Source organism: Pseudomonas sp. Y39-6 (assembly GCF_023651955.1).
Lineage (GTDB): Bacteria > Pseudomonadota > Gammaproteobacteria > Pseudomonadales > Pseudomonadaceae > Aquipseudomonas > Aquipseudomonas veronii.
The window spans coordinates 4,173,869-4,198,093 of sequence record NZ_CP069594.1; the positions used below are offsets into that span (position 1 = coordinate 4,173,869).

The window sequence follows — 24,225 nt, forward strand, 5'->3', positions numbered from 1 at the left end:
TATTTGGCCGGGCTTGCCCGGCCTTTTTTTGCTCAGGCAAAACGCTGACCGAGGGTGAAGCGACCCGGCCCGGCGATCAGCACGCTGGTGAAAATGATCAACAGCAGCCAGCCGAACTGCCCTTCCAGCAACGTCCACTCCGGGTGCACCACCAGCATCGCGATCAACAGCACCGCGAGGATCGGCAGGCAGGCCAGGCGCACCAGCACCCCGGCGATGATCAACAGCGGGCACAGCACTTCGGCGCCAATCGCCAGCAGCAACGTGACGTGGGCGCCGAGGTGAAACGGGTCTTCGATCAGTTTCAATTGCTCGCTGTAATTGAGCAGTTTGGGCATGCCATGCACCCAACACAGAAACAGTGCGCCGCTGACCCGCAGAAACAGCAGACCCACATCCTGATTTCTTGATTCGTTCATAAGCGACCTGTCCGTGAGATGACTGCCGCCGATTGTGTGCGCAAAGATGCCGGCGAGCTTGCAAGCGTGTGCTGACCTCACTCCCCGGTGCCGGCAAACCCCGCGACGATTTCATCGATCACCACCCGCACCCGCGCGGTGTGGCGCAGGTCGGCGTGGGTCACCAGCCAGACGTCGTAAGGCATCGGCCGAGTGCGCTCCGGCCAGAGACGCACCAGCCCGTCGCGTTCGCCGGTACACACCGGCATTTCACCGATACCGATGCCGGCGGCAATGGAACGGCGCACCAGCAGGCCGGAGCTCAGGGTGGCCGCGATGCGGCCGCGGCCCAGGGGTTCGCAGACCAGGGTCATGTCCTTCTGGCTCTGCAGATAGGCGTGGTACACCACCAGATCATGGCCTTCGAACAGGCTGCCGGGCTCCGGTGCGCCGTGGCGGTCGATATAAGCCTGGGAGGCAAACAACCCAACCGGCCAACGTGCGATACGCCGCGCGATCAGGTCAGGGCTGTCCGGGCGCATGTTACGCACGGCGATGTCGGTTTCGCGCTTGGCCAGGCTGAGAAACTGGGTGGACGCGTCCAGATGCACGCGCACGTCGGGGTGCTGCTCGTGCAAGCGGGCAATCGCCGGGATCAGAAAATCGATGGCCAACGAGTCGGTGGTACTGACCCGCACGGTGCCGGTCAGGCGTTCGTCCAAGCCTTGTATCTGGCGCTCCAGCTCGAGGGCCGAGCGCTCCATTTTTTCCACGCTGCGCAGGGCGGCTTCGCCGACGGCGGTCAGCGCGTAGCCTTCGGAGGTGCGCAGGAACAGGGTGGCGCTCAAGGACTTTTCCAGCGCGTTGATCCGTCGGCCGACGGTGGCCTGGTCAACCCCCAGCACCCGCGCCGCGCCACGTAAGGTCGACTCGCGGCACACCGCCAGGAAGACCCGTGCATCGTCCCAATTCATGCCCTCTCCTTATGCTGCATATATGCATCGATGTGCCGCATACTCGCAGCGTTATTGCATCATGCAACGGGGCTATGCTGAGCGCCAGAGAAAACCCTCAGGACCGCCGTCATGCCCGACACTCACACCCCGCCCCGCCGCGCACTGTGGTTACCGATCTTCGCCGGCCTGTGCGCCAGCCTGGTCAGCATCGGCCTGGCGCGCTTCGCCTATACCCCGCTGATCCCCTCGCTGATCCAGGCTCACTGGTTTGCCGCCAGTGACGTGGTGTACCTCGGCGCCGCCAACCTGGTGGGCTACCTGGTCGGCGCACTGATCGGACGGCCCCTCGCCCGGCGCACCTCGAACACGGCCGCCTTGCGGCTGATGATGGTGGCCGTGACCCTGGCGTTCTTTGCCTGTGGCTTTCCCTTGTCGTTGCTCTGGTTCTTCGCCTGGCGCCTGCTGTCGGGCATCGCCGGGGGCGCGATCATGGTGCTGGTGGCGGCGACGGTGTTGCCCCACGTACCCGCGGCGCGTCGGGGCCTGGCCAGCGGCGCGATCTTCCTCGGCATCGGCCTGGGCATTGCAGGCTCCGGGACGATTGTGCCGCCGTTGTTGAGCCTGGGTTTGCAACAGACGTGGTTCGGCCTGGGCCTGTTGGCGCTGGTATTGACGGCAGCGAGCTGGTTCGGCTGGCCTTCGGGCACCCTGCATGAAGCGGCACCGCAAGCCAACGCATCCGTCGCGACCCCGCCGGGCGTATACCTGCTGTTTGGGCAATACGCGTTCATGGCCGCCGGGCTGGTGCCAGCCATGGTGTTCCTGGTGGACTACGTCGCCCGTGGCCTGGGGGCCGGGCCGCACGTCGGGGCGATGATCTGGGTAATGTACGGCCTGGGGGCGATTGTCGGCCCGGTCACGTATGGATTTCTCGCCGACAAGCTCGGTGCGCGCCTGAGCATCCGCCTGGTGCTGGCGGTGCAGGCGATTGCGGTCGGCCTGCTGCCGATCTCCAGTTCGTTCACCGCGTTGGCGCTGCTGGCGGTGATCCTCGGTTCGTTCCCGCCGGGTATCGTGCCGCTGGCATTGGCGCGGGTTCATGAGCTGGTGCCCAACCATCACCATCAACAGCTCGCCTGGAGCCGCGCTACGGTATCTTTCGCCACGTTCCAGGCGCTGGCAGGCTTTGCCTACTCGGCGCTGTTCAACGGCAGCGGCGGCCAGCATGCCCTGTTGTTCATGATCGCGGCCGGGGCCATCGTGGTCGCGCTGCTGCTGGAACTGGGCATGATCCTGCTGAACCGCCGCCCGTCAGAGGCGGTCCCAACCCATACGCTCATCGCCACAGGAACTCTCGAATGACGCTCCCGCACGAAATGACCCTGATCGAAATCACCCAGCCCGGCGGCCCCGACGTCCTGCAACCGCGGCGGGTCGCCGTACCGGTGGCGGGCCCCGGCGAGATCCTGATCCGTGTGCAGGCGGCCGGGGTCAATCGCCCGGACGCCCTGCAACGCGCCGGCAAGTACCCGCTGAAACCCGGCATGAGCCTGATTCCGGGGCTGGAAGTGGCCGGTGAAGTGGTGGCGCTCGGCGACGGCGTCAGCGCATACGCCATTGGCGACAAGGTGTGTGCCCTGACCAATGGCGGCGGCTATGCGCAGTTTTGCGCGGTGCCCGCCAGCCAGGCGTTGCCGATCCCCAAGGGCATGGACTGGATTCAAGCCGCCGCCGTGCCGGAAACGTTCTTCACGGTGTGGTCCAACCTGTTCGGCCTCGCCGGCGCGCATAAAGGCCAGCGCGTGTTGATCCACGGCGGCACCAGTGGCATCGGCACCACCGCGCTGATGCTCTGCCGCGAATTCGGTATCGAGGCCTTCGCCACCGCCGGCAGCGCCGACAAATGCGCCGCCATCGCCAAGCTGGGCGCCGAACCGATCAACTACCGCGAGCAGGACTTCGCCGACGTCATCGCACAGAAGACCGCCGATCAGGGGGTTGATGTAATCCTCGACATCATGGGGGCCTCGTACCTGAACAATAACCTCAAGGCCCTGGCCATGGACGGTCACCTGGTCATGCTCGGCTTTCTCGGCGGCGGCAAGGCGCATGACGTCGACCTGCTGACCATCCTCGGCAAACGCGCGGTGTTAACCGGTTCACTGTTGCGCCCCCGCACCCGCGAGGAAAAGGCCATGATCGCCGAACAGCTGCGCGAACAGGTATGGCCTGTGCTGGCCGCCGGGCGTTGCCTGCCGATCATCGACAAGGTCTACGCCTACACCGACGCCGCCCAGGCCCATGCCCGGATGGAAGGTGGGGATCATATCGGCAAGATTGTGTTGCAGGTGGCGTGACGCCTGATGCCGTCACTGTCGGGCCTTGGCAGGGCCCGACAGCTCGCACAAGAAATGACCTATTGGGCATGCACCGGGTAATCGATATAGCCCACTTCATTGCCACCATACATCCCCTCCGCCCGCAGCGGATTCAACGGCCAGCCATTGAAGAGCCGTTGCGGTAAGTCCGGGTTGGCAATGAAGGGCCGCCCGAACGCAATCAGGTCGGCCAACCCCGCGTCGACCAACCGCGCACCGCGCTCGGCGGTGTAACGCCCGGCGTAGATAATCCGCCCGGTGAAGGTGTCACGCACGGCCTGACGGAACGTGTCGGGCAGGTCGGGGGCGTTGTCCCAGTCGGCTTCGGCAATCGAGACATAGGCGATGCCCGCCGCTTGCAGCACCTTGATCGCTTCCAGGTAGGTGTGGTGCGGGTCGTCTTCCACCAGGCCGATGTACACGCGGTCCTGGTCGGTGCCGCTGAACAACGGCGAAAAGCGCACGCCCAGGCGTTGCGGGCCGACCACCTGGCTCACAGCCTCGACAATCTCCCGCAAAAAACGCAGACGGTTGTGCAGCGAACCACCGTACTCGTCGTCGCGCTGGTTGGCGTGGGCCGAGATGAACTGGTTGACCAGGTAACCGTTGGCCGCATGGATCTCCACCCCGTCAAACCCGGCGTCCAACGCATTGCGTGCCGCCTGTGCGTAGTGCCCGACCAATGCCTTGACCTCAAGGGTGGTCAAGGCACGGGGCACGGGCGGTTGGACCAGTTCACCCTGGCCAGGCCCGGTGGCGATGAACGCCTTCGCCTGTTCGGCCTGGAGCGCGGACGGTGCGACGGGCGCGGCGCCGTCAGGCTGCAACGCATTGTGGGACACCCGGCCCACATGCCAGAGCTGGGCGAAGATCACCCCGCCTTCGGCATGCACCGCGTCGGTGACGGTGCGCCAACCGTCGATCTGCGCCGGGGTGTAGATGCCCGGCGTCCAGGCATAACCCTGGCCACGCGGCTCGATCTGAGTGCCCTCGCTGACCATGAAACCGGCCGAGGCGCGTTGACGGTAATACTCGGCCATCAGCTCAGTGGCGACATCGCCGGGTTGCGCGCTGCGTTGACGCGTCAGCGGTGGCAGGACGACGCGGTTGGCCAAGGTGTGATGCCCGAGTTTTATCGGGGTACTTAAAACACTGTGGGTCATTTGAAAGATTCCAAATTCAGGACGAGCGAAACCGTTGGCGGCTCTTGAGAGCCGCCAATCCATGCAGGTTTAAAACCGTTGATTAACTTATGCGGTGAGCTTCAGCAGGGTCTTGGCAACAGCGCTGGAACTGGCAGGGTTCTGCCCGGTGACCAGCAAACCGTCTTCAAGCACAAAGGATTGCCAATCGGCGCCCTTCTCATACTTGCCGCCCAGTGCCTTGAAATCGTTTTCGATCAAGAACGGCACCACATCGGTCAGGCCGACCGCGGCTTCTTCCGCGTTGGAAAAGCCAGTGACGCGACGGCCCTTGACCAGCGGCGCGCCATTGACCGCCTTGACGTGGCGCAAGGCACCCGGTGCGTGGCAGACAAAACCGATGGGCTTGCCGGCCCGCTCGAACGCCTCGATCAGGGCGATGGACACCGGCGACTCCGCCAGGTCCCACAGTGGGCCGTGGCCACCTGGATAGAACACGGTGTCGAAGTCGGCGGTGTTGATCGTGTCCAGCTTGACGGTGTTGGCCAGGGCCTGCTGCGCGGCCGGGTCGGCGGCAAAGCGGCGGGTCTGTTCGGTCTGCGCATCCGCTTGATCGCTCGCCGGGTCCAGTGGCGGCTGGCCGCCGGCCGGGGACGCCAGCACCACATCGGCGCCGGCGTCCTTGAACACGTAGTACGGTGCGGCAAATTCTTCGAGCCAGAAACCGGTCTTGCGCCCGGTATCGCCCAGCTGGTCGTGAGAGGTCAGTACCATTAATACTTTCATGTTCCAGTGCCTCGATAGGGTTAAGGTCAGTGTGTGTCAGGGCAACCCAACAGCTGTCGGGTCAGCAGCAGCGCCTGATCAAACGGCGCGGATGTACGGGTGATCTTGCTCATGACGCTGCTCCCCAGCCATAACGCATACAGGCTCCGGGCCAGGCTTTGCGGGGCTTGCGCCACTGTCAGCGAACCGTCCTCGACGCCGCGCCCGATCGCGCCGGCAAGCAAGGCGATGGTCCTCGACGTGCCGCGATCCAGGGCCAAGCGCATGGGTTCTGAAAGGTCTGACACTTCCGCACCGAGTTTGACGGCAAGGCATTTGCCCGCGTCGGTGCAGCCGGTCTGGTTGTCGATCCAGCCTTGCCAATAGCGCATCAACTTGGCGCGCGGGGACAACCCGGGCTGCTCGAACAGTTGCGTCATGCCCTCTACGTAGTGATCGAAGTAGTGGTCGAGCAATACCACACCGAATGCATCTTTGGAGTGGAAGTAGTGATAGAACGAACCTTTGGGCACATCGGCGGCTTGCAGGATTTCGTTCAACCCCACCGCAGAAAACCCTTTGGCGCCGACAATCGATTGCGCCGCGTCGAGAATGGTCTGCCGTGGACTTTTGCTGGCGCTGTGCATGCTTCACTCCGTCCGATTAGACCAGTCGTCTAGTGCATGGGGTGAATGTTAGGAGCCGGGCCGGGCGCCCACAATGTCATATCCGCAAGGATTGCGGACATGCGCCGAACCCGGTTGCCGTTTTCCCGGCACGCGCCGACAATCGCCCCTCCCGCCCGCGTTGGAGTATGGCGATGCATAGCGTTGCGCTGATGGTTTACCCGAACTTCCAGTCCCTGAGCCTCAGCCTAGGCTCGGTGTTCGAGTGCGCGAACCTGCTGCGCGGCGAGCCGGCCTACGAGTTTCACCTGGTGTCGGAAAGCGGCGGCGCGGTGATGACGTCCCAGGGGTTCTCGGTGAACACCACGCCGATCCGGCCGCAGGGCTATGACACCCTGATCGTCAGCGGTCACCTGGAATTTCGCCTGCCGGAGGCCAACCTGCTGGCGCTGGTCAAGGCCGCGTCCGCTCAATCGCGGCGTGTCGCCTCGCTGTGCATGGGCATCTTTGTGCTGGCCGAGGCCGGGTTATTGGCGGGCAAGCGCACCACCACTCACTGGATTCACGCACCGGCGTTTCGCAAACGCTACCCGGATATTCAGTTGGAAGAAGACAAACTGTTCATCGTCGACGGCCAGATCTGGACCGGCGCCGGCATGAGCGCCGGGGTCGACCTGGCGCTGGCGATGGTGGAGAACGACCTGGGCAGCGACCTCGCCCGGCGTATCGCGCGCAAGCTGGTGATTGCCCAGCGTCGGGGCAGCGAACAGTCGCAGTTGTCGGCGTTGCTGGAATTGGACCCCAAATCCGACCGCATCCAACTGGCCCTGGCCTATGCCCGCGAGAACCTGACCCACGACCTGTCGGTGGAAGCCCTGGCCGATGTCGCCCGGCTCAGCCCGCGCCAGTTCAGCCGGGTGTTTCGCGAAGAAACCGGGCAGACACCGGCCAAGGCCATCGAATCCCTGCGGGTGGAAGCGGCGCGGGCGATGATGGAAACCAGCCGCCACCCGGTCGAGGTGGTCGCCCGCGAAACCGGCTTCGGCGACCGCGAGCGCATGCGCCAGGCGTTTCTGCGTGCCTTCGGGCAGCCGCCCCAGGCCATGCAGCAGGCTTTTTTCAGCGAGCGCAGCGTTTAGTGCAACGACGCCCGCGTGATCAGGTAACTGGTCAGTTGCGGATCATCGTCCAGCTCGAGGGTCTGCACCGGGCGTGGCAGGTTATCCAGCACGGTGCGCCAGAACGCCTGGGACACTTCATCCTGGTCATAGAAACGCACCAGCCAGTTGGCCGCGCCGCTGCATAGCACCTGGGTGGCGATCGCGCTGCCGATGCCCTTGCGCCGATAGCGCTTGAGGATGAACAGGTCGGCCAGTTCCAGGGCATCGATGCCCGGCAATTCACTGCCTTCGATCAGCAGGAAGCCGGCGATATAACCGTCGACCAGCAGCAGGTTGGCACTCCACTGCGGGTCGTGCCAATAGCGGTTCAGGTGTTCGTCATGGATGTAGAAACGGCCGTCCGCCTCGACATCTTCCTGCTCCCAGTCCGAGGACTCATAGGCGTAGTACTGGTACAGATTGCGGATCAGCTCGGACGCTTCCGGGCCGGTCTGGATCAATTCGACGGTGGTTTCAGGCATGAGGCTCTCGGTGAAAAAACGCAGGGCGCCATTGTTCACAAAACGCTGCCCCAGTCCAATAGCGGCATGAACCTTTCTACTTGCTGAACCGATTGCAAATAGCTGCCGCCCCGTCCGAACCTTCGAAACATTTCGAATAAACTTCGCCGGCTGCCTCTTTTTTCTCAAGGACATGTACTTTGACCAACGTCTGTTCCGCCGGCCTGGATGTGGGCTTCGCCTCCCTGGATTACCTGCAGATTTTCATCCTGGGCGTGATCCAGGGCATTACCGAGTTGTTGCCGGTGTCGTCCACCGCCCATATGCGTGTGGTCCCCGCCCTGCTCGGCTGGCAAGACCCGGGCTCGGCGTTTTCGGCGGCGATGCAACTGGCGGCGCTGGCGGCGGTGGTCAGTTACTTCTGGCGCGATGTGCGCCAGGTGGTCACCGGCAGCATTGGCGCGGTGCGCCAGGGTGACTACAACAATCAGTGGTTCAAGCTGGCGGTGGCGATTGTGCTGGCGACCATTCCGATCTGCATTGCCGGCCTGGCGTTGTCGTCGACCTTGAATGCCTGTAACTCGCCGCTGCGCGGGCTGATGGTGATCGGCATCGCCTGCGTGGTGATGGCAGTGTTGCTGGCGGCGGCCGAACTGCGTGCGCGGCATACGCGGGAGGTGAGCGAAATGCGCCTGCGCGATGCGTTGATCGTCGGTATCGCACAGATTGGCGCCTTGATTCCCGGGGTCTCGCGCTCCGGCTCCACACTGACCGCCGCGCTGTTCCTCAATTTCAAGCGTGAAGAGGCTGCGCGTTTCTCCTTTCTGCTGGGCCTGCCGGCGATCGCCCTCGCCGGCTTGAAGGAGCTGTGGGTGCTGCTGCACGCCGATATGCCGGTGCATGCCTGGCCGCACTTGCTGTTTGGCCTGGTAGTCGCCAGCGTCTCGGCGTTCTTCGCGATCTGGGGCCTGATGAAGTTCCTGGAGCGGTTCTCCACCTGGCCGTTCGTGATCTACCGTGCGCTGCTGGGGATCTTCCTGATCGTGGCGGTCAGCACCGGGTTGTTGAGCTGAGCCTCATCGACCTCAGCGCTCGAAATCGCGCGCATCGTGCCGCTCCGGCAGTTGCTCTTCGAGCGGCCCGGACACCCGGTTGACCCGCCGTCCACGCTGCACCGCCGGGCGCGCCTCGATCGCATCGGCCCAGCGCAGCACATGCTTGTAATCCTGCACCGAAAGAAACTGCGCCGCGTCATACAGGCGGCCTTTGACCAGGCCACCGTACCAGGGCCAGATGGCGATGTCGGCGATGGTGTAGTCGTCACCAGCAATGTACTCGCTCACGGCCAGGCGCTTGTCGAGCACATCCAGTTGGCGCTTGGTTTCCATGGCAAAGCGGTTGATCGGGTACTCCATCTTGCTCGGCGCATAGGCGTAGAAATGCCCGAAGCCACCGCCCAGGTACGGCGCGCTGCCCATCTGCCAGAACAGCCACGACAGGCACTCGGCGCGGGCCGCAGGTTCGGTCGGGAAGAACGCCCCGAATTTCTCCGCCAGGTACTGCAGGATCGCGCCGGACTCGAACACGCGAATCGGCGTGGCGCCGCTGCGGTCGAGCAAGGCGGGGATTTTCGAGTTCGGGTTCACCGCGACAAAGCCGCTGCCGAACTGGTCGCCGTCGCCGATCTTGATCAGCCAGGCGTCGTATTCCGCGCCGGTATGCCCGAGGGCCAGCAGCTCTTCGAGCAGGATCGTGACTTTCTGCCCATTGGGCGTGGCCAGCGAGTACAGCTGCAGCGGGTGCTTGCCGACCGGCAGTACCTTGTCGTGAGTCGCTCCGGCGATGGGCCGGTTGATACTGGCGAATGTGCCGCCACTTTCGGTGTCCCAGGTCCAGACCTTGGGGGGTACGTATTCGGTCATGCTCACGACTCCTGATGTGCTTGAGGTCAACGAATCGACCCAGACTAAACCAAAGGTTGGGGTTGCGTCACAACCCAGCCTTCATCCTTGAGCGCTGGGTGGACACTTATCGGTAACGCCTTTCAATTGCCCCAGGTAACTGTCCACTTCCTTGAACAACCACTGGGAAAACGCCTGCTGCTTGGTGTGCGAACCTTCGCGGGGCGGCCAGACCAGCCAGTAGGGATACGCGTAGGGCACACTGATATCGCCGAGCTGCACCAGTTCGCCACGGGCGATGGCGTCCTGCACCAGGCTGCGCCGCTCCAGGGCGATGCCCTGCCCCAGGCGCACCGCCTCCAGGATCAGGTTGGAGTCATTGCTGCATAAGCCGGCGTGCTCGCCGGACATCTCGACGCCCGCCGCCTCGCACCATGGCAGCCAGGACTCGGTGCTATGGATGATCGGGCTGTCGACGATCTGCTCTGGTGTCTGCGGCAGCTGCCCATGATTGAAATGAGGCGCGGCCACGGCGATCACTTCATCGTGAAACAACAGCCGCTGCTCCACGCCGTCCCAATCGCCCTCGCCCATGCGGATGCCGATATCGACCGATTCCTGATGCAGGTTGGAAATGCTCAGGCTGGCTTGCAAGCGAATGCGGATATGCGGGTACAACGCCTGGAACGTCGGCAGGCGTGGGACCAGCCAGGAGCAGCCGAACGAGGGCAGCACCGCGACCACCAGTTCATCGGTCTTGGGTTGGGCCTGGATCAAGCGCGTGGCTTCGGCGATATCTCCCAGCGCCTTGCGAATCTGCAAGGCGTACAGGCGCCCGTCTTCGCTCACCCGCAGGCCGCGACCTTCGCGCACGAACAAGGCCAGACCGACGAGCTCTTCCAGCACCTTGATCTGCTGGCTGATGGCTGAGTGGGTAACGTGCAGTTCCCTGGCCGCCAAGGTCACGCTGCCCAATCGCGAGGTGGCTTCGAAGCTGCGCAGGCAGGTCAAGGGAGGAAATGCGTTCATGTAAGCTAAGCTAACCTTTTACGGTAAAAATAATCGATATTGCAGGACCTACAGCCGCTTTAAAGTTACCTAAATTAACCAATCCTGCCAACTACCCATTACCAAGGAGGCTTTATGAAACTGGTCGGCATGCTGGACTCGCCTTATGTACGTCGCGTGGCCATTTCCCTGGAACTGTACGGGGTGGATTTTGTGCATGAGCCCTTGTCCGTGTTCAGCACCTACAACGCATTCGCGCGGATCAACCCCGTGGTCAAGGCGCCCACCCTGGTGTTGGACGATGGGACCGTGTTGATGGACTCCAGCCTGATCCTGGATTACCTCGAAACCCTCGCGCCAGCTGACAGAAAGCTGCTGCCGCAGCCCCCCGCGGCACGCGCCAAGGACTTGCAGTTGCTCGGGCTGGCCCTGGCGGCCTGTGAGAAAAGCGTGCAGATCGTCTATGAACACAACCTGCGGCCGGCCGAGAAGCAGCATGCGCCGTGGCTCGACCGCGTCAGCGGGCAATTGCTGGCCGCGTATACGCTGCTGGACAAACACCTGAGCCAGGCCGACAGCGAAGCGCTGACCCAAGCCTCGCTGACGGTGGCGGTCGCCTGGTCCTTCAGCCAGTTCACCGTGGCCTCGGTGGTCAAGGCGGATGCGTTCCCCCATGTGCAACGCCACGCCGAACGCCTGGAGCAGCACCCGGCCTTCAAGCGCTACCCCATCGAGTGACCGGAGTTACACCCAGCCGCCATCGACAATGAAGTTCTGCGCCGAACACATCGCTGACGCCTGCGAGGCGAGAAACAGCGCCATGCTGGCGATGTGCTCCGGCAATACGCTGCCAGGCAGGCACTGGCTGCGGCTGATCAGTTCCTTGGCGGCGTCGTCGACCCACATCGTCAATTGTTTTTCGGTCATCACCCAACCCGGCACCAGCGTATTGACGCGGATACGGTCCGGGCCCAGCTCACGCGCCAGCGCCCGCGTCATGCCGTGGGCGGCGGCCTTGCTGGCGGCGTACACCGGGTAGCCGGCGGAGGCCATCATCCAGCCAACGGAGCCCAGGTTGATGATCGAACCGCCACCCGCACGTTTCATCATCGGCACCACAGCCTTGGCGGCAAAAAAGGCGTGCTTGAGGTTGACCGCGATCAGCTTGTCGAACGTCTCCGAATCAACTTCCTCCAGGGTATGACGCACGTCGTTGGCGGCATTGTTCACCAACACGGTGATCGGCCCCAGGGCGTATTCGAAGCGCGCAATCGCGGCCTTGTAGGCAATCTCGTCGGTGATATCGCAGTGACCGAACTCGACGGTGTGCCCCTGGGCACTCAACAACGCGGCCAGGCGCTCGCCCTGGCCTTGCGCGCGGTCGACGAACGCCACCTTGGCCCCCTGCCCGGCGAAGGCTCGCACCATGAATTCGCCGATCCCCGAAGCGCCTCCGGAAATCAATACGGTCTTGCCCTTGAGGTCGGGATAAACGGCCTGTTCAGTACTCATATCAAGGTTGCCTCGATCAATTAGTCTTATTTTATTTTACGAAATCGGCGTTTAAGGCTATAAATTTGCGGCCTCACCGACAAAATATCGCACATTAGTAGAACTATTCCACTCAAAACAACAAAAGGAAGTTCGACCATGAAGCACCCTCGATACCTGTTGTCCGGCCTCGCCTTGTCCATGCTGATCGCCAGCGGTGGCGCGCAGGCCGCCGGTCTGTCCAGTGAACACAAACCCTTCGGGAAAACCAACGACGGCACCGCTGTCGAGCAGTACATATTGCGCAACAGCCATGGCATGCAAGCCACGGTCATCACCTATGGCGGCGTGTTGCAGGCGCTGAAAGTGCCGGACAAGCACGGCAAGGTCGAGGACGTGGTGCTCGGCTTCGATGATGTGCAGGGCTATCAGCGCGGTACGGCGTTTTTTGGCGCGACCATTGGCCGCTTCGGCAATCGCCTGGCCGGCGGTGCGTTCGAGCTCGACGGCAAGCGTTATCAGGTGCCGCTCAACGACGGTCCCAATTCGCTGCATGGCGGCGCCCAGGGCTTCGACAAGCGCGTGTGGCAAGCCAAGCCCGTCAAGGACAAGGATTCGGTCGGCGTGACCCTGACCTACCTGTCCAAGGACGGCGAGATGGGCTTTCCCGGCAACCTGACCACCGAAGTCACCTATCGGCTCAACGACAACAACGAATTGCACATCGACTACAAGGCCACCACCGACAAACCGACGGTGCTCAACCTCACCAACCACAGCTATTTCAACCTCGCCGGCGCGGGCAACGGCGACATCCTCAAGCAGGTGGCGACCTTGCACGCCAGCCACTACACGCCGGTGAATGCCACCTTGATTCCCACCGGCGAAGTGGCACCGGTCAAGGGCACGCCGATGGACTTTCTCCAGCCCACCGCCATCGGCCAGCACATCAAGGACGCGCATCCGCAACTCAAATTCGCCGAGCCGAAACAGGGCGGGTTTGACTTCAACTGGGCGCTGGATACCCAAGGCGACATCAAGCAACTCGCCGCCGACGTGTACGACCCCGCCTCCGGCCGCCGTTTGCAGCTCTACACCACGGAACCTGGGGTGCAGTTCTATACCAGCAACTTCCTCGATGGCTCGGTGAAGGGCAAGGCAGGCAAAACCTACCTGCATTGGAGCGGTTTCACACTGGAGACCCAGCACTTTCCCGATGCGCCGAACCAACCGACGTTTGCCTCGACACGCTTGGACCCCGGGCAGACCTACACCCAGCGCACCATCTTGAAGTTTTCCGCCGATTGAGGATGGCGGCGGGCTTGCCGGCGACCGAAACGCTGTCGCCGGCAAGCCGGCGCCCGGCGCTAATGTGATGCAAATAGTCCCCAAAACCGTGCTTGGCTGCTATTGTGCCGCGCTTTGAAAAGCCGCCTACCAGCAAGGAATTGGACGTTGAACACTGACGAAAAAATAATCGGGGACCTGTTCGAGGTGGATAAGCGTCTGTCACTCAAACCCGTGGTGGACTTCAACGCCTACCTGCGCAACGCATTCGGCGACGGCCCCTGCACCTGCGTGCGCTGTGCTGCCGCTGGCGGGGAGGAAACCGGCTATGAGTTCCAGCACACCTTCAACCTCGACACCAAACCCACCCACCGCCGCTTTGCCTCGACGGCCGGCAGCGATGTGCTGTTGATGTTGAAAAAGGCGTGGCTGTCGTACACCAAGGCGGAGTTGCCGCTCAGTGGTGTGCTGGCATTGCCGACGGTGAAGGAGTTTGTCGAGCCACAGCTGCACAAGCGCCTCGCCCCGTTGTTTCTGGCCAGTGGGTTGGCCAAGGATGTCGAGGGCGAACTGCGCATCCAACCGCAGGCCATGGCCTGATCCCTCCCTTTGAGCCGCCCTTGAATGTGCGGCTCAGGCGTCGGGGTGATAAATCGAACCGTTGAGTGAGCACAGTAGCGAGCGTCCTACCCAGGGACGCCGCTGTCCCTACGCCAATCCTGCCTATTTCGGCTTTTTCCTTGCGCAAGTTTCATCAGTGGGATCAGCATGGCCCACGATGAATAGCCGCTTGATCGAATAACGCGCCTTCACCGCCAAAGCCGAACACCGTCGCACCGAGACGGGCATCCTGCGCGTGACAATGTCGCCCGACTGCCGCCGCGCAGGGTTGGCGCAGCAAAAGCACAGCTCAGGTTTTGCGTTGATCACAAGGAGTTCTGGATGGCCGCACCAAGCAAGAAGATGAGCCTGTTGGGCCTGACCACCCTCGTAGCGATCAACATGATGGGCTCGGGGATCATCATGTTGCCGGCCAGCATGGCGCAACTGGGCGCGATTTCGCTGCTGTCGTGGGTCGTCACTGCGCTCGGTTCGATGGCGATCGCCTACGGCTTCGCTCAATGCGGGCTGTTCTGTACCCGCAGCGGCGGGATGTCGGCGTATACCGAGGAGGCCCACGGCAAGTCGGGGTTTTTCCTGTGTTCGTTTCTGTATTTTCTGTCGCTGATCATTGCCAATGTGGCGATTGCGATTTCGGCGGTGGGTTATTTGTCGTCGTTCATTCCGTGGCTGGGCAGCGGGCCGGGACCGTTGTTCGTCGGCAGCCTGGCGCTGATCTGGCTGACCACCGTGGCCAACTTCGGCGGCCCGCGCATCACCGGGCGCATCGGAGTGGTCACGGTATGGGGCGTGATCATTCCAGTGGCGGGACTCTGCGTGATCGGTTGGTTCTATTTCAAGCCCGAGGTGTTCACGGCCGCCTGGAACCCACACCAACGGCACCTGTGGGACGCCGTCAGTGCGAGTATTCCTCTGACCCTGTGGGCCTTTCTTGGCATGGAGTCGGCCGCCCAAGGCTACGACGCGGTGGAGAACCCCAACCGCACCGTGCCCCTGGCCTGCCTGCTCGGCACGCTTGGGGTGGCGGTGGTGTATGTGCTGTCGACCGCGGTGATCCAGGGCATCGTGCCCAATGCCGAACTGGCGGCGTCCTCCGCACCGTTCGCACTGGTTTACGCACAGATGTTCAGCCCCTGGGTCGGCAAGCTGATCATGGCGTTGGCGGTGGTGGCCTGTATCGGCTCGTTGCTGGGCTGGCAATTCACCCTGGCGCAAACAGCCAAGATGTCGGCGGACCAACGCCTGTTTCCGCGTTTTTTCAGCCGCATCAGCGCCGCGAATGCACCGGTGCTGGGGCTGCTGGCGTGTGCCACGCTGCAAAGCCTGATTGCCTTGTCGACCATCTCGCCCAGCGCCAGCGCGCAGTTCAGCAAACTGGTGAACCTGGCGGTGGTGACCAACCTGCTGCCCTACGTGACCGCCCTCACCGGCCTGCTGGTGATGATGTACAAGGCACACGCCAGCGCGACGGTGCAGGCGCGCAATACGCTGGTGGTGCTGGTGGCCGTGGGGTATTCGCTGTATGCGATTTATGCCTGCGGTGAAGAGGCGGTATTTGGCGCGATGCTGGTGCTGGCGTTCGGGTATCTGTTGTATGGCTTTCTGGCCAAACGGTTTGTCGGGGAACCGGCAGACTCCCCTGGCAGATGAAGATCAAAATGTGGGAGGGGGTTTGCCCCCGATTGCGCCAGTCGATACATGCATTGACTGAACCACCGCTATCGGGGGCAAGCCCCCTCCTACAGTGTTTACCGCGTTTGCCTGAACTGATTATTTACGCGCCGCCTCCCACTGCTTGAGCAGGTCGCCGTAGGCCACGGTTTCGCCTTTGGGTTTCTCGTTGGCCAGTTTCGGCTTCGGCGCGCCGGGCTGGTCGAACCAGTATTGGGCGTCACGTTCCGGGTTCATTTTCGGACCGCACACCGGTTGCACTTTGGAGCGCTCCAGGCGCGTCATGATCGCGTCTTGCTCCTTGGCCAGGTTGTCGAGCGCCTGTTGCGGGGTTTTCTCGCCGCTGGCCGCCGCCGCAATGTTGCTCCACCACAGTTGCGCCAGGCGTGGATAGTCCGGCACGTTGGTGCCGGTCGGGGTCCACTCGACCCGGGCCGGGCTGCGGTAGAACTCCACCAGGCCGCCAAGCTTCGGCGCCAGGTCGGTCATGGCCTGGGAATTGATGTCCGACTCACGGATCGGCGTCAGGCCGACGATGGTTTTCTTCAGCGACACGGTTTTCGAGGTGACGAACTGCGCGTACAGCCAGGCCGCGAGCTTCTGCTTCTCAGGCGTCGACTTGAGGAAGGTCCAGGAACCCACGTCCTGATAACCCTTCTTCATGCCCTTTTCCCAATAAGGTCCGACGGGCGACGGCGCCATACGCCATTTCGGTGTGCCGTCGGCGTTGACCACGGGCAGGCCCGGCTTGGTCATGTCGGCCGTGAACGCGGTGTACCAGAAGATCTGCTGGGCGATGTTGCCCTGGGACGGCACCGGGCCGGATTCGGAGAAGGTCATGCCGGCCGCTTCCGGCGGTGCGTAGGCTTTCATCCAGTCCACGTATTTCTGCGTGGCGAACACCGCCGCCGGGCCGTTGGTGTCGCCGCCCCGGGTGACGCTGGAGCCCACCGGGTGGCAGTCCTCGACGCGAATGCCCCACTCGTCCACCGGCAAACCGTTGGGCAAACCCTTGTCGCCGCCACCAGCCATGGAGAACCAGGCATCGGTGAAGCGCCAGCCGAGGGACGGGTCTTTCTTGCCGTAGTCCATATGCCCATAGATGCGCTTGCCGTCGATTTGCTTGACGTCCTCGCTGAAGAACTTGGCGATGTCTTCATAGGCCGACCAGTTCACCGGCACGCCGAGGTCGTAGCCGTATTTTTCCTTGAACTTGGCTTTCAGCTCCGGCCGCTCGAACCAGTCAGCGCGGAACCAGTACAGGTTGGCGAATTGCTGGTCGGGTAACTGGTAGATCTTGCCGTCCGGCGCGGTGGTGAAGGAGATACCGATAAAGTCCTTGATATCCAGGGTCGGCGAGGTGAAGTCCTTGCCTTCGTTGGCCATCAGGTCGGTGATGGATTCGGTTTTGCCGTAGCGAAAGTGCGTACCGATCAGGTCGGAATCGTTGACCCAGCCGTCATAGATATTCTTGTCGGACTGCATCTGGGTTTGCAGCTTTTCCACCACATCGCCTTCCTGCAGCAGGTCGTGGGTCAGCTTGATACCGGTGATTTCACTGAAGGCCTTGGCCAGCACCTTGGATTCGTACTCATGGGTGGTGAGGGTTTCCGACACCACGTTGATCTTCATCCCACGGAACGGTTCGGCGGCCTTGATGAACCACTTGAGTTCCTCGAGCTGCTGGTCGGCCGTGAGGGTCGACGGCTTGAACTCGCTGCCGATCCATTTTTTCGCCGCCTCTTCATACGCATCGGCCCAGGCCGTGGCACTCAAACCGCTGAGGGCCAGTACGGCGGCCAATGAAATGCTATGTCGCAGCTTATTGTTTTTATCGAACATAGAGACCTCCTGGTTGATTTCAAAAGGGACTACAAACGCCACACACCCCTTGTAGGAGCGAGCTTGCTCGCGAAAAACGCCCAGACACCGCGCACGCCCAGAAACGCCGCGTTATCGTTGACGAATTTCGCGAGCAAGCTCGCTCCTACAGGGAATAGAGGCATCCGCACTAGCCCCAACGCATCACACACAACAGCCATACAAGGGAGAGCGCGGACGCCACCCAGATGCTCCAGTCGGTTGCGCCGATCACCAGCAGGTGCAGGTAGGCGCTACCGAGAAGACCGATAAACAAACGATCACCACGGGTGGTGCTGATCGGCAGAAACCCGCGCCGAGGGATACTCGGCGCGCGCAATTCCCAAGTGGTCATGCCCGCCAGAATCAGGGCGATACCGCCAAAGAACAGCGCAGTGGGGGTGGTCCAGGCCATCCATTCCATCATCGACTCCTCAGACCCGGCCGAGGGCAAAGCCCTTGGCCACGTGGTTGCGTACAAACCAGATCACCAGCATGCCGGGCAGGATGGTCAACACCCCCGCCGCCGCCAGTACGCCCCAGTCGATCCCCGACGCCGAGACGGTGCGGGTCATCACCGCCGCGATGGGCTTGGCATTGACCGAAGTCAGGGTGCGTGCGAGCAGCAGTTCGACCCAGGAAAACATGAAGCAGAAAAACGCCGTCACGCCGATGCCGGAGCCGATCAATGGGATAAAAATCTTCACAAAGAACTTGGGGAAGGAGTAGCCGTCAATGTAGGCGGTTTCGTCGATTTCCTTGGGCACACCCGACATGAAGCCTTCAAGAATCCACACCGCCAATGGCACGTTGAACAGGCAGTGCGCCAGGGCCACCGCGATATGCGTGTCGAACAGGCCGATGGACGAATACAGCTGGAAAAACGGCAACAGAAACACCGCCGGCGGCGCCATGCGGTTGGTCAGCAGCCAGAAAAACAGGTGCTTGTCGCCCAGGAAGCGATAGCGCGAGAACGCATACGCCGCCGGCAGCGCCACGCTCAAGGAGATCAGCGTGTTCAGGCTCACGTAGTACAGCGAGTTGAGATAGCCGGTGTACCAACTCGGGTCAGTGAAGATCACCTTGTAGTTGGCCAGGGTGAAATCCTGCGGAAACAGCGTCAGCCCGCCGAGGATTTCGGTATTGCTTTTGAAGGACATGTTCAGCAGCCAGTAGATCGGCACCAGCAGGAACAGGATGTAGATCAGCAGCGGTATGACTTTGCGCTTGCTCATGTTGGTGGCCTCAGCGGTTGGCGTCGGAATGGGTCATGGCGGTGTAGAACAGCCAGGACACCAACAGGATGATCAGGAAGTACACCAGGGAAAACGCCGCGGCCGGGCCTAGGTCGAATTGGCCGACAGCCATCTGGGTCAGCGTCTGGCTGAGGAACGTGGTGGCGTTACCCGGCCCGCCACCGGTCAGTACGAAGGGCTCGGTGTAGATCATGAAACTGTCCATGAAGCGCAGCATCACCGCGATCAGCAGCACACTTTTCATCTTCGGCAGCTGGATATGTCGGAAAACCGCCCAGGCCGACGCCCGATCGATACGCGCCGCCTGGTAGTACACGTCTGGAATAGCGCGCAGCCCCGAGTAGCACAGCAGCGCCACCAGGGAGGTCCAGTGCCAGACATCCATCACCAGCACCGTGACCCAGGCGTCCATGGTGTTGGCCGCGTAGTTGTAGCTGATGCCCATCGCATTGAGGGTAGAGCCGAGCAGGCCGATATCGGCGCGGCCGAAAATCTGCCAGATGGTGCCCACCACGTTCCACGGAATCAGCAACGGAATGGCGAGGATGATCAGCACCAGCGACGACCAGCGGCCCTTGGTCGGCATGGTCAGGGCGATGGCGATGCCCAGCGGGATTTCGATCAGCAGCACGCACGCCGAGTAGATGAACTGGCGCAGCAGCGAGTCGTGCAGACGCGGGTCGAGCAGCACCTGTTTGTACCAGTCGGCGCCGACGAAATAGCGGCTGGACTGGTCGAAAATGTCCTGCACCGAGTAGTTGACCACCGTCATCATCGGGATCACCGCACTGAATGCCACCAGCAGGAACACCGGCAACACCAACCACCAGGCCTTGTTGTTCTGCACCTTGTTCATGGCCGCACCTCCAGCAGGTAATCGTCGGCGTAGAGCATCAGCCACTGCGCGGGGAAGCTGATAGAGGCGGTGCCTTCGGGCACCGGTTTGTCTTCGGCCAGACGCACTTTCAGGGTGGCGCCGTCCAGGTTCAGGGTCAGGATCTTGTAGGTGCCGAGGTCCTCAATATGGGTGACGTCGGCTTGCAGTGCGTCGGGGTTATGCTCATCCCACACATGAATGAATTCCGGGCGGATCCCCACCTGCAAGGTCGTGTAGGCCGTGTCGGCAAGGCGTTGCTGCACAGCCTCGGACAACCGCAGATGGGTGTCGGCAAAGCGCACTCCGCCGGCCTCGGCCTGCACTTCGATCAGATTCATCCCAGGGCTGCCGATGAAATAGCCGACAAACGTATGGCTCGGCCGCTCGAACAACTCCCGCGGCGTGCCGAATTGCACAATTTGCCCGCCGTACATCACCGCGATCTTGTCGGCGAAGGTCGAGGCTTCCAGCTGGTCGTGGGTCACGTAGACCATGGTGATATTGAACTGCTCGTGGATCTGCTTGAGCTTGCGCCGCAGTTTCCATTTGAGGTGCGGGTCGATCACCGTCAGCGGTTCATCGAACAGGATCGCCGAGACGTCGTCGCGCACCAGGCCCCGGCCCATGGAGACTTTCTGTTTTTCGTCGGCGGTGAGGTTGCGTGCCTTTTTGCTCAGCAGGCTTTGCAGGTCGAGGACTTCGGCAATTTCCTGCACCTTGCTGTGAATTTTCGCCTCGGCCATGCCCTGGTTACGCAACGGGAAAGCCAGGTTGTCGAATACCGTCATGGTGTCGTACACCACCGGGAACTGGAACACCTGGGCGATGTTGCGTTTTTCCGGGGTCAGCTCGTTGACCACTTTATGGTCGAACAGCACGTGCCCTTCGGACGGGCTGAGCAGGCCGGAGATGATATTGAGCAGGGTTGATTTGCCGCAGCCCGAAGGCCCGAGCAAGGCGTAGGCGCCGCCCTGCTCCCATACGTGGTTCATTTCCCGAATGGCGTAGTCCTCGGGACCTGTCGGCGTAGGGCTGTAGCTGTGCGCCAGGTTCTGCAAATGGATCTCAGCCATCAGGCAACCCTCGCGACACGGCGTCCGGGGGCCTGGACCAAGCGGCCCTGGCCATCGAACACAAACAGTTTATGGGTGGGGATATACACACGGATCGGCGCGTCGACGTCGTACTCATGCACCCCCGGCAAGTGCAGCACCAGCAGGAAATGCTCGCTGCGCACATGCAGGAAGGTTTCCGAGCCGCTGATCTCGGCGACTTCCACGGTCACCGCCAGTTCGAGGTCGTCGTCGTTGCTGGGCACCAGGCTGATATGGCTGGGGCGCACGCCAAAGCGGAACTCGCCCTCGCCGATGGGACGCAGGTCAACATTGAGTGGGAAGTGTACGAAATTGGCGAAGCTCACTTCATTGCCGCGGATGCTGCCCGGCATCAGGTTGATCGGCGGTTCGGAAAACAACTCGGCGGCCAATACGGTCTGCGGCTGGTGATAGACCTCGGCCGCCTTGCCGCTCTGGATCACCCGGCCTTCGTGGAGGATGGTGGTGGTGCCGCCGAGTGCCAGCGCTTCGTTGGGCTCGGTGGTGGCGTAAATCGCAATGGTGTGGCGGGCCTTGAACAGCTCGCGCATTTCCTGACGCAGCTCTTCGCGCAGTTTGTAGTCCAGGTTCACCAACGGCTCATCGAACAGGATCAGTTCGGCATCCTTCACCAACGCGCGGGCCATCGCCGTGCGTTGCTGCTGGCCGCCGGACAGCTCCAGCGGGTGGCGCTTGAGGAACTTCTCGATGCGCAGCATCTTCGCGGTTTCCAGCACCTTGCTCTGGATCAGCTCGTTGGACACACCCGCCTGGCGCAACGGCGAGGCGATGTTCTCGAACACGGTCATGGTCGGGTAGTTGATGAACTGTTGATACACCATCGACACGTTGCGCAGGCGCACCGGTTTAGCGGTGACATCCACGCCGTTCATCAGGATGCGGCCGCTGTCGGGCTTGTCCAGGCCGGCCATCAGGCGCATCAGGCTGGTCTTGCCGGACAGGGTGCGACCGAGCAGCACATTGAAGGAGCCGGCCTCGAAACGCAGGTTGGCGTCGTCGATCCAGGTCTGGCCTTCGATGACGCGGGAGACATGTTCCAGGGTCAATGACATGACACGCCCTTTTTTATTATTGGAATGAATCTGGCCAGTGGTCACAGCGAGTTTCGTGCCAACCGCAGCAGGTGCTTGATCCACAAGGAAATGCCCTGAAAGCGAGGTTCGGGAGCGAACAAATATGAACAATTCGGACTGAACAACTGAACACTCAGTGGGTTGACAATGAACAGTTCTGAACAACACTGTTTGAACCCGATTGACTGAACAACGCAGAACACATGCGGGAGGGGCGGTGCGACGATTCGACTTGCCCCCTCCCACATCGACCGGGTGACATCCGTTAGATTGCGCAAGACCCAAAAACAATAAAAAGAAGGTCTCCATGGCCGAACCGCTGACTCACGACACCCTCATCCAGGAGTCCTGGCGCCGCTGCCGCGCATTCGGCCTGGACCACCAGAGCCCACCCAGCTTTGACCAACTGCCCGCCGAGGGCATCAGCCAATTGCTGGAGAGCCAGCATTCCCTGGTGCAGACCACCCACCAGGAAGTGTTGCCTTACTACGAGAACATCCTGAGCAACTCTAACTGCCTGATCATGCTGGCCGACAACCAGGGCCAGGTTTTGACGTCGTGGGGCACCCAGCGCTTTATCGACCCCAAGTTGGCCCGTGGTTTCAGCCCCGGCGCCAGCTGGATGGAGCGTTCCAGCGGCACCAATGCCATCGGCACCGCGCTGGCCTGTGCCCAGGCGGTGCATATCGAACACGATGAACACTTCCTCAAGGCCAACCGCTTCATGACCGGTTCGGCGGCGCCGATCTTCGACGCCCAGCGCGAAATCATCGCGGTGCTGGACGTGTCCAGCGACAGCTACCTGCCGCCCTCCCACACCCTGGGCATGGTCAAGATGATGAGCCAGACCGTGGAAAACCGGCTGATCCTCAACCTGTTTCGCGGCGAGCATTTCCAGCTGACCTTCAACACCGGGCTGAACAACCTCGACAGCCAATGGGCGGGCCTGCTGATCTTTGATGAAAGCGGCCAGGTGTTATCGGCCAACCGCCGCGCCGACAACCTGCTGGGCATCAGCCTGTCGCGGGTGATGATCGACCGCTTGTTCAAGGTGTCGATGCTGGAGTTACTGAATCAGCCGGAGGGTTTGCCGTTCTCCTTGCAGGCGGCCGGCCGCAATCGCTTCCAGTGTTTGTTGAAGCGGCCCAAGCAGATGCCGGTACACGCGCGGGTTTTCAGCGAACCGGCGCCGCCGCAAGCCACACCGATCAGCCTCAAGACCCTGCATTTCGGCGATGTGCGCGTGGAAAAAGCCGTGCGCCAGGCCGAGCGCCTGCTGGAAAAGGACATTCCGCTGCTGATCCACGGTGAAACCGGCGTGGGCAAAGAGGTGTTCGTCAAAGCCCTGCACCAGGCCAGTTCGCGCAGCCAACAGGCCTTTATCGCGGTGAACTGTGCGGCGATTCCCGCTGAGCTGGTGGAATCGGAACTGTTCGGCTACGAAAAAGGCGCCTTCACCGGCGCCAATCAAAAAGGCAGCGTCGGCCTGATCCGCAAGGCCGACAAGGGCACGCTGTTTCTCGACGAGATCGGTGATATGCCACTGCCGACCCAGGCCCGCTTGCTGCGGGTCTTACAGGAACGCTGCGTGCAACCGGTGGGCAGCAGCGAGTTGTTCCCGGTGGATTTGCGCATCATCTCCGCCACCAACCATGTGCTACGCGAGCAGGTGCAGGCCGGGCGCTTCCGTGAGGATTTGTACTACCGCATTGGCGGGCTGACCCTGGAGTTGCCGCCGCTGCGCGAGCGCACTGACAAGCGGGCGTTGTTCCAACAACTGTGGCAGCAACACCGCGAACCGAAGCAATGGGCCGGGCTGAGCGCCGAGGTGCTGGCGTTGTTCGAGCAGCACCCGTGGCCGGGCAATTTGCGCCAGGTCAGCAGTGTGTTGCAGGTGGCGTTGGCCATGGCCGAGGAGCAGCCGATCCGCCCGGAGCATCTGCCGGACGACTTCTTCGTCGATCTGAACGTGACGGCGCCGCTGCCCGACAGCGCGCCTCTGGAGGACAGCATTGACCTGACGCGGCGCTTGAAAGCGGCAGGCGGGAATATTTCCCACCTGGCGCGGGAACTCGGCGTGAGCCGCAACACCCTGTACAAGCGCCTGCGCCAAGGCAATGACTGAAACCCGGGCAGCAATCGACCGCTGCCCTCAGGCTTGAAACCGCCTCGCCCGCAC

General features: G+C 62.1%; 24 protein-coding genes. 9 read left to right on the forward strand and 15 right to left on the reverse strand.

The annotated features are described in order from the left end of the window. Positions 1–32 precede the first annotated feature (32 nt). The gene (locus JN756_RS18750; RefSeq protein ID WP_026139987.1) at positions 33–419 is read right to left on the reverse strand and encodes a DoxX family protein; all 387 of its coding nucleotides are present in this window, start codon (positions 417–419) and stop codon (positions 33–35) included. 77 nt (positions 420–496) lie between these two features. Next, on the reverse strand, positions 497–1,372 hold the full coding sequence (locus tag JN756_RS18755; protein WP_017846689.1) for a LysR family transcriptional regulator: 876 nt from the start codon (positions 1,370–1,372) through the stop codon (positions 497–499). 111 nt (positions 1,373–1,483) lie between these two features. Here JN756_RS18755 and JN756_RS18760 point away from each other — a divergent pair, with 111 nt between their 5' ends. Both JN756_RS18760 and JN756_RS18765 read left to right on the forward strand, forming a co-directional pair. Next, positions 1,484–2,716, forward strand: a complete 1,233-nt coding sequence (locus JN756_RS18760; protein ID WP_057004382.1) for a YbfB/YjiJ family MFS transporter — start codon at positions 1,484–1,486, stop codon at positions 2,714–2,716. Continuing rightward, on the forward strand, positions 2,713–3,711 hold the full coding sequence (locus JN756_RS18765; protein ID WP_201021171.1) for an NAD(P)H-quinone oxidoreductase: 999 nt from the start codon (positions 2,713–2,715) through the stop codon (positions 3,709–3,711). Before JN756_RS18760 ends, JN756_RS18765 begins: the two co-directional genes overlap by 4 nt. Before the next feature lie 59 nt (positions 3,712–3,770). On the opposite strand, the gene JN756_RS18770 is transcribed toward JN756_RS18765, so the two are convergent. The 3 genes from JN756_RS18770 to JN756_RS18780 all read right to left on the reverse strand — a co-directional run bounded on the left by JN756_RS18770 (position 3,771) and on the right by JN756_RS18780 (position 6,286). Beyond that, a complete protein-coding gene (locus JN756_RS18770; RefSeq protein ID WP_017846692.1) occupies positions 3,771–4,895 on the reverse strand; it encodes an alkene reductase in 1,125 nt (374 codons plus the stop codon). A gap of 87 nt (positions 4,896–4,982) precedes the next feature. Beyond that, entirely contained in the window at positions 4,983–5,660 is a 678-nt protein-coding gene (locus JN756_RS18775; protein ID WP_108525139.1) for a type 1 glutamine amidotransferase domain-containing protein, read from the reverse strand. A gap of 26 nt (positions 5,661–5,686) precedes the next feature. Further along, the gene (locus JN756_RS18780) at positions 5,687–6,286 is read right to left on the reverse strand and encodes a TetR/AcrR family transcriptional regulator (protein WP_046383030.1); all 600 of its coding nucleotides are present in this window, start codon (positions 6,284–6,286) and stop codon (positions 5,687–5,689) included. Between the two features lie 173 nt (positions 6,287–6,459). On the opposite strand from JN756_RS18780, the gene JN756_RS18785 reads away from it, so the two are divergent. Next, positions 6,460–7,404, forward strand: a complete 945-nt coding sequence (locus tag JN756_RS18785) for a GlxA family transcriptional regulator (RefSeq protein WP_079444156.1) — start codon at positions 6,460–6,462, stop codon at positions 7,402–7,404. On the opposite strand, the gene JN756_RS18790 is transcribed toward JN756_RS18785, so the two are convergent. Continuing rightward, positions 7,401–7,907: a GNAT family N-acetyltransferase gene (locus JN756_RS18790; protein WP_026139989.1), complete on the reverse strand. Its 507-nt coding sequence runs from the start codon at positions 7,905–7,907 to the stop codon at positions 7,401–7,403. The two genes, JN756_RS18785 and JN756_RS18790, sit on opposite strands and share 4 nt — an antisense overlap. A 179-nt stretch (positions 7,908–8,086) precedes the next feature. Here JN756_RS18790 and JN756_RS18795 point away from each other — a divergent pair, with 179 nt between their 5' ends. Continuing rightward, positions 8,087–8,959, forward strand: coding sequence for an undecaprenyl-diphosphate phosphatase (locus tag JN756_RS18795; protein ID WP_017846697.1), 873 nt, complete (start codon positions 8,087–8,089; stop codon positions 8,957–8,959). Between the two features lie 12 nt (positions 8,960–8,971). On the opposite strand, the gene yghU is transcribed toward JN756_RS18795, so the two are convergent. Both yghU and JN756_RS18805 read right to left on the reverse strand, forming a co-directional pair. Then, positions 8,972–9,808 (reverse strand): glutathione-dependent disulfide-bond oxidoreductase, encoded by an 837-nt coding sequence (gene yghU / locus JN756_RS18800; protein WP_046383028.1) that lies wholly within the window; start codon positions 9,806–9,808, stop codon positions 8,972–8,974. 81 nt (positions 9,809–9,889) lie between these two features. Beyond that, entirely contained in the window at positions 9,890–10,816 is a 927-nt protein-coding gene (locus JN756_RS18805) for a LysR substrate-binding domain-containing protein (protein WP_169864337.1), read from the reverse strand. 114 nt (positions 10,817–10,930) lie between these two features. On the opposite strand from JN756_RS18805, the gene JN756_RS18810 reads away from it, so the two are divergent. Beyond that, positions 10,931–11,533 carry a glutathione S-transferase family protein gene (locus JN756_RS18810; protein WP_046383026.1) on the forward strand — a complete coding sequence of 201 codons (603 nt, stop codon included), beginning with the start codon at positions 10,931–10,933 and terminating at the stop codon, positions 11,531–11,533. A 6-nt stretch (positions 11,534–11,539) separates the two neighbouring features. Here the strand turns inward: JN756_RS18810 and JN756_RS18815 are convergent, their stop codons facing one another. After that, positions 11,540–12,307 carry an SDR family NAD(P)-dependent oxidoreductase gene (locus JN756_RS18815; RefSeq protein WP_017846701.1) on the reverse strand — a complete coding sequence of 256 codons (768 nt, stop codon included), beginning with the start codon at positions 12,305–12,307 and terminating at the stop codon, positions 11,540–11,542. A gap of 138 nt (positions 12,308–12,445) precedes the next feature. Here JN756_RS18815 and JN756_RS18820 point away from each other — a divergent pair, with 138 nt between their 5' ends. The 3 genes from JN756_RS18820 to potE all read left to right on the forward strand — a co-directional run bounded on the left by JN756_RS18820 (position 12,446) and on the right by potE (position 15,844). Beyond that, entirely contained in the window at positions 12,446–13,594 is a 1,149-nt protein-coding gene (locus JN756_RS18820) for an aldose epimerase family protein (protein ID WP_057004388.1), read from the forward strand. A gap of 147 nt (positions 13,595–13,741) precedes the next feature. Next, positions 13,742–14,173 carry a hypothetical protein gene (locus tag JN756_RS18825; RefSeq protein WP_201021172.1) on the forward strand — a complete coding sequence of 144 codons (432 nt, stop codon included), beginning with the start codon at positions 13,742–13,744 and terminating at the stop codon, positions 14,171–14,173. Positions 14,174–14,515: 342 nt separating this feature from the next. After that, positions 14,516–15,844 (forward strand): putrescine-ornithine antiporter, encoded by a 1,329-nt coding sequence (gene potE / locus JN756_RS18830; protein ID WP_046487170.1) that lies wholly within the window; start codon positions 14,516–14,518, stop codon positions 15,842–15,844. A 120-nt stretch (positions 15,845–15,964) separates the two neighbouring features. Here potE and JN756_RS18835 read toward each other — a convergent pair whose 3' ends face one another. The 6 genes from JN756_RS18835 to JN756_RS18860 form a co-directional block, all read right to left on the reverse strand. Beyond that, positions 15,965–17,707 (reverse strand): ABC transporter substrate-binding protein, encoded by a 1,743-nt coding sequence (locus JN756_RS18835; protein ID WP_057004393.1) that lies wholly within the window; start codon positions 17,705–17,707, stop codon positions 15,965–15,967. Between the two features lie 169 nt (positions 17,708–17,876). Continuing rightward, positions 17,877–18,149: a DUF2160 domain-containing protein gene (locus tag JN756_RS18840; RefSeq protein ID WP_017846706.1), complete on the reverse strand. Its 273-nt coding sequence runs from the start codon at positions 18,147–18,149 to the stop codon at positions 17,877–17,879. Between the two features lie 10 nt (positions 18,150–18,159). After that, the gene (locus JN756_RS18845) at positions 18,160–18,960 is read right to left on the reverse strand and encodes a carbohydrate ABC transporter permease (RefSeq protein WP_017846707.1); all 801 of its coding nucleotides are present in this window, start codon (positions 18,958–18,960) and stop codon (positions 18,160–18,162) included. Between the two features lie 10 nt (positions 18,961–18,970). Then, positions 18,971–19,837 (reverse strand): carbohydrate ABC transporter permease, encoded by an 867-nt coding sequence (locus JN756_RS18850; protein WP_005789024.1) that lies wholly within the window; start codon positions 19,835–19,837, stop codon positions 18,971–18,973. Next, entirely contained in the window at positions 19,834–20,931 is a 1,098-nt protein-coding gene (locus tag JN756_RS18855; protein WP_057004394.1) for an ABC transporter ATP-binding protein, read from the reverse strand. The genes JN756_RS18850 and JN756_RS18855 overlap by 4 nt, the downstream gene beginning before the upstream one ends. Further along, a complete protein-coding gene (locus JN756_RS18860) occupies positions 20,931–22,025 on the reverse strand; it encodes an ABC transporter ATP-binding protein (RefSeq protein ID WP_017846710.1) in 1,095 nt (364 codons plus the stop codon). The genes JN756_RS18855 and JN756_RS18860 overlap by 1 nt, the downstream gene beginning before the upstream one ends. 328 nt (positions 22,026–22,353) lie before the next feature. On the opposite strand from JN756_RS18860, the gene JN756_RS18865 reads away from it, so the two are divergent. Next, positions 22,354–24,171, forward strand: coding sequence for a sigma-54-dependent Fis family transcriptional regulator (locus tag JN756_RS18865; RefSeq protein WP_169881985.1), 1,818 nt, complete (start codon positions 22,354–22,356; stop codon positions 24,169–24,171). Positions 24,172–24,225 lie beyond the last annotated feature (54 nt).

Excerpts from the sequence above, each read along its gene's own strand:
- JN756_RS18750 (WP_026139987.1), bottom strand. The coding sequence starts at position 419 with ATGAACGAATCAAGAAATCAGGATGTGGGTCTGCTGTTTCTGCGGGTC.
- JN756_RS18755 (WP_017846689.1), bottom strand. The coding sequence starts at position 1,372 with ATGAATTGGGACGATGCACGGGTCTTCCTGGCGGTGTGCCGCGAGTCG.
- JN756_RS18760 (WP_057004382.1), top strand. The coding sequence starts at position 1,484 with ATGCCCGACACTCACACCCCGCCCCGCCGCGCACTGTGGTTACCGATC.
- JN756_RS18765 (WP_201021171.1), top strand. The coding sequence starts at position 2,713 with ATGACGCTCCCGCACGAAATGACCCTGATCGAAATCACCCAGCCCGGC.
- JN756_RS18770 (WP_017846692.1), bottom strand. The coding sequence starts at position 4,895 with ATGACCCACAGTGTTTTAAGTACCCCGATAAAACTCGGGCATCACACC.
- JN756_RS18775 (WP_108525139.1), bottom strand. The coding sequence starts at position 5,660 with ATGAAAGTATTAATGGTACTGACCTCTCACGACCAGCTGGGCGATACC.
- JN756_RS18780 (WP_046383030.1), bottom strand. The coding sequence starts at position 6,286 with ATGCACAGCGCCAGCAAAAGTCCACGGCAGACCATTCTCGACGCGGCG.
- JN756_RS18785 (WP_079444156.1), top strand. The coding sequence starts at position 6,460 with ATGCATAGCGTTGCGCTGATGGTTTACCCGAACTTCCAGTCCCTGAGC.
- JN756_RS18790 (WP_026139989.1), bottom strand. The coding sequence starts at position 7,907 with ATGCCTGAAACCACCGTCGAATTGATCCAGACCGGCCCGGAAGCGTCC.
- yghU (WP_046383028.1), bottom strand. The coding sequence starts at position 9,808 with ATGACCGAATACGTACCCCCCAAGGTCTGGACCTGGGACACCGAAAGT.
- JN756_RS18805 (WP_169864337.1), bottom strand. The coding sequence starts at position 10,816 with ATGAACGCATTTCCTCCCTTGACCTGCCTGCGCAGCTTCGAAGCCACC.
- JN756_RS18810 (WP_046383026.1), top strand. The coding sequence starts at position 10,931 with ATGAAACTGGTCGGCATGCTGGACTCGCCTTATGTACGTCGCGTGGCC.
- JN756_RS18815 (WP_017846701.1), bottom strand. The coding sequence starts at position 12,307 with ATGAGTACTGAACAGGCCGTTTATCCCGACCTCAAGGGCAAGACCGTA.
- JN756_RS18820 (WP_057004388.1), top strand. The coding sequence starts at position 12,446 with ATGAAGCACCCTCGATACCTGTTGTCCGGCCTCGCCTTGTCCATGCTG.
- potE (WP_046487170.1), top strand. The coding sequence starts at position 14,516 with ATGGCCGCACCAAGCAAGAAGATGAGCCTGTTGGGCCTGACCACCCTC.
- JN756_RS18835 (WP_057004393.1), bottom strand. The coding sequence starts at position 17,707 with ATGTTCGATAAAAACAATAAGCTGCGACATAGCATTTCATTGGCCGCC.
- JN756_RS18840 (WP_017846706.1), bottom strand. The coding sequence starts at position 18,149 with ATGGAATGGATGGCCTGGACCACCCCCACTGCGCTGTTCTTTGGCGGT.
- JN756_RS18845 (WP_017846707.1), bottom strand. The coding sequence starts at position 18,960 with ATGAGCAAGCGCAAAGTCATACCGCTGCTGATCTACATCCTGTTCCTG.
- JN756_RS18850 (WP_005789024.1), bottom strand. The coding sequence starts at position 19,837 with ATGAACAAGGTGCAGAACAACAAGGCCTGGTGGTTGGTGTTGCCGGTG.
- JN756_RS18855 (WP_057004394.1), bottom strand. The coding sequence starts at position 20,931 with ATGGCTGAGATCCATTTGCAGAACCTGGCGCACAGCTACAGCCCTACG.
- JN756_RS18860 (WP_017846710.1), bottom strand. The coding sequence starts at position 22,025 with ATGTCATTGACCCTGGAACATGTCTCCCGCGTCATCGAAGGCCAGACC.
- JN756_RS18865 (WP_169881985.1), top strand. The coding sequence starts at position 22,354 with ATGGCCGAACCGCTGACTCACGACACCCTCATCCAGGAGTCCTGGCGC.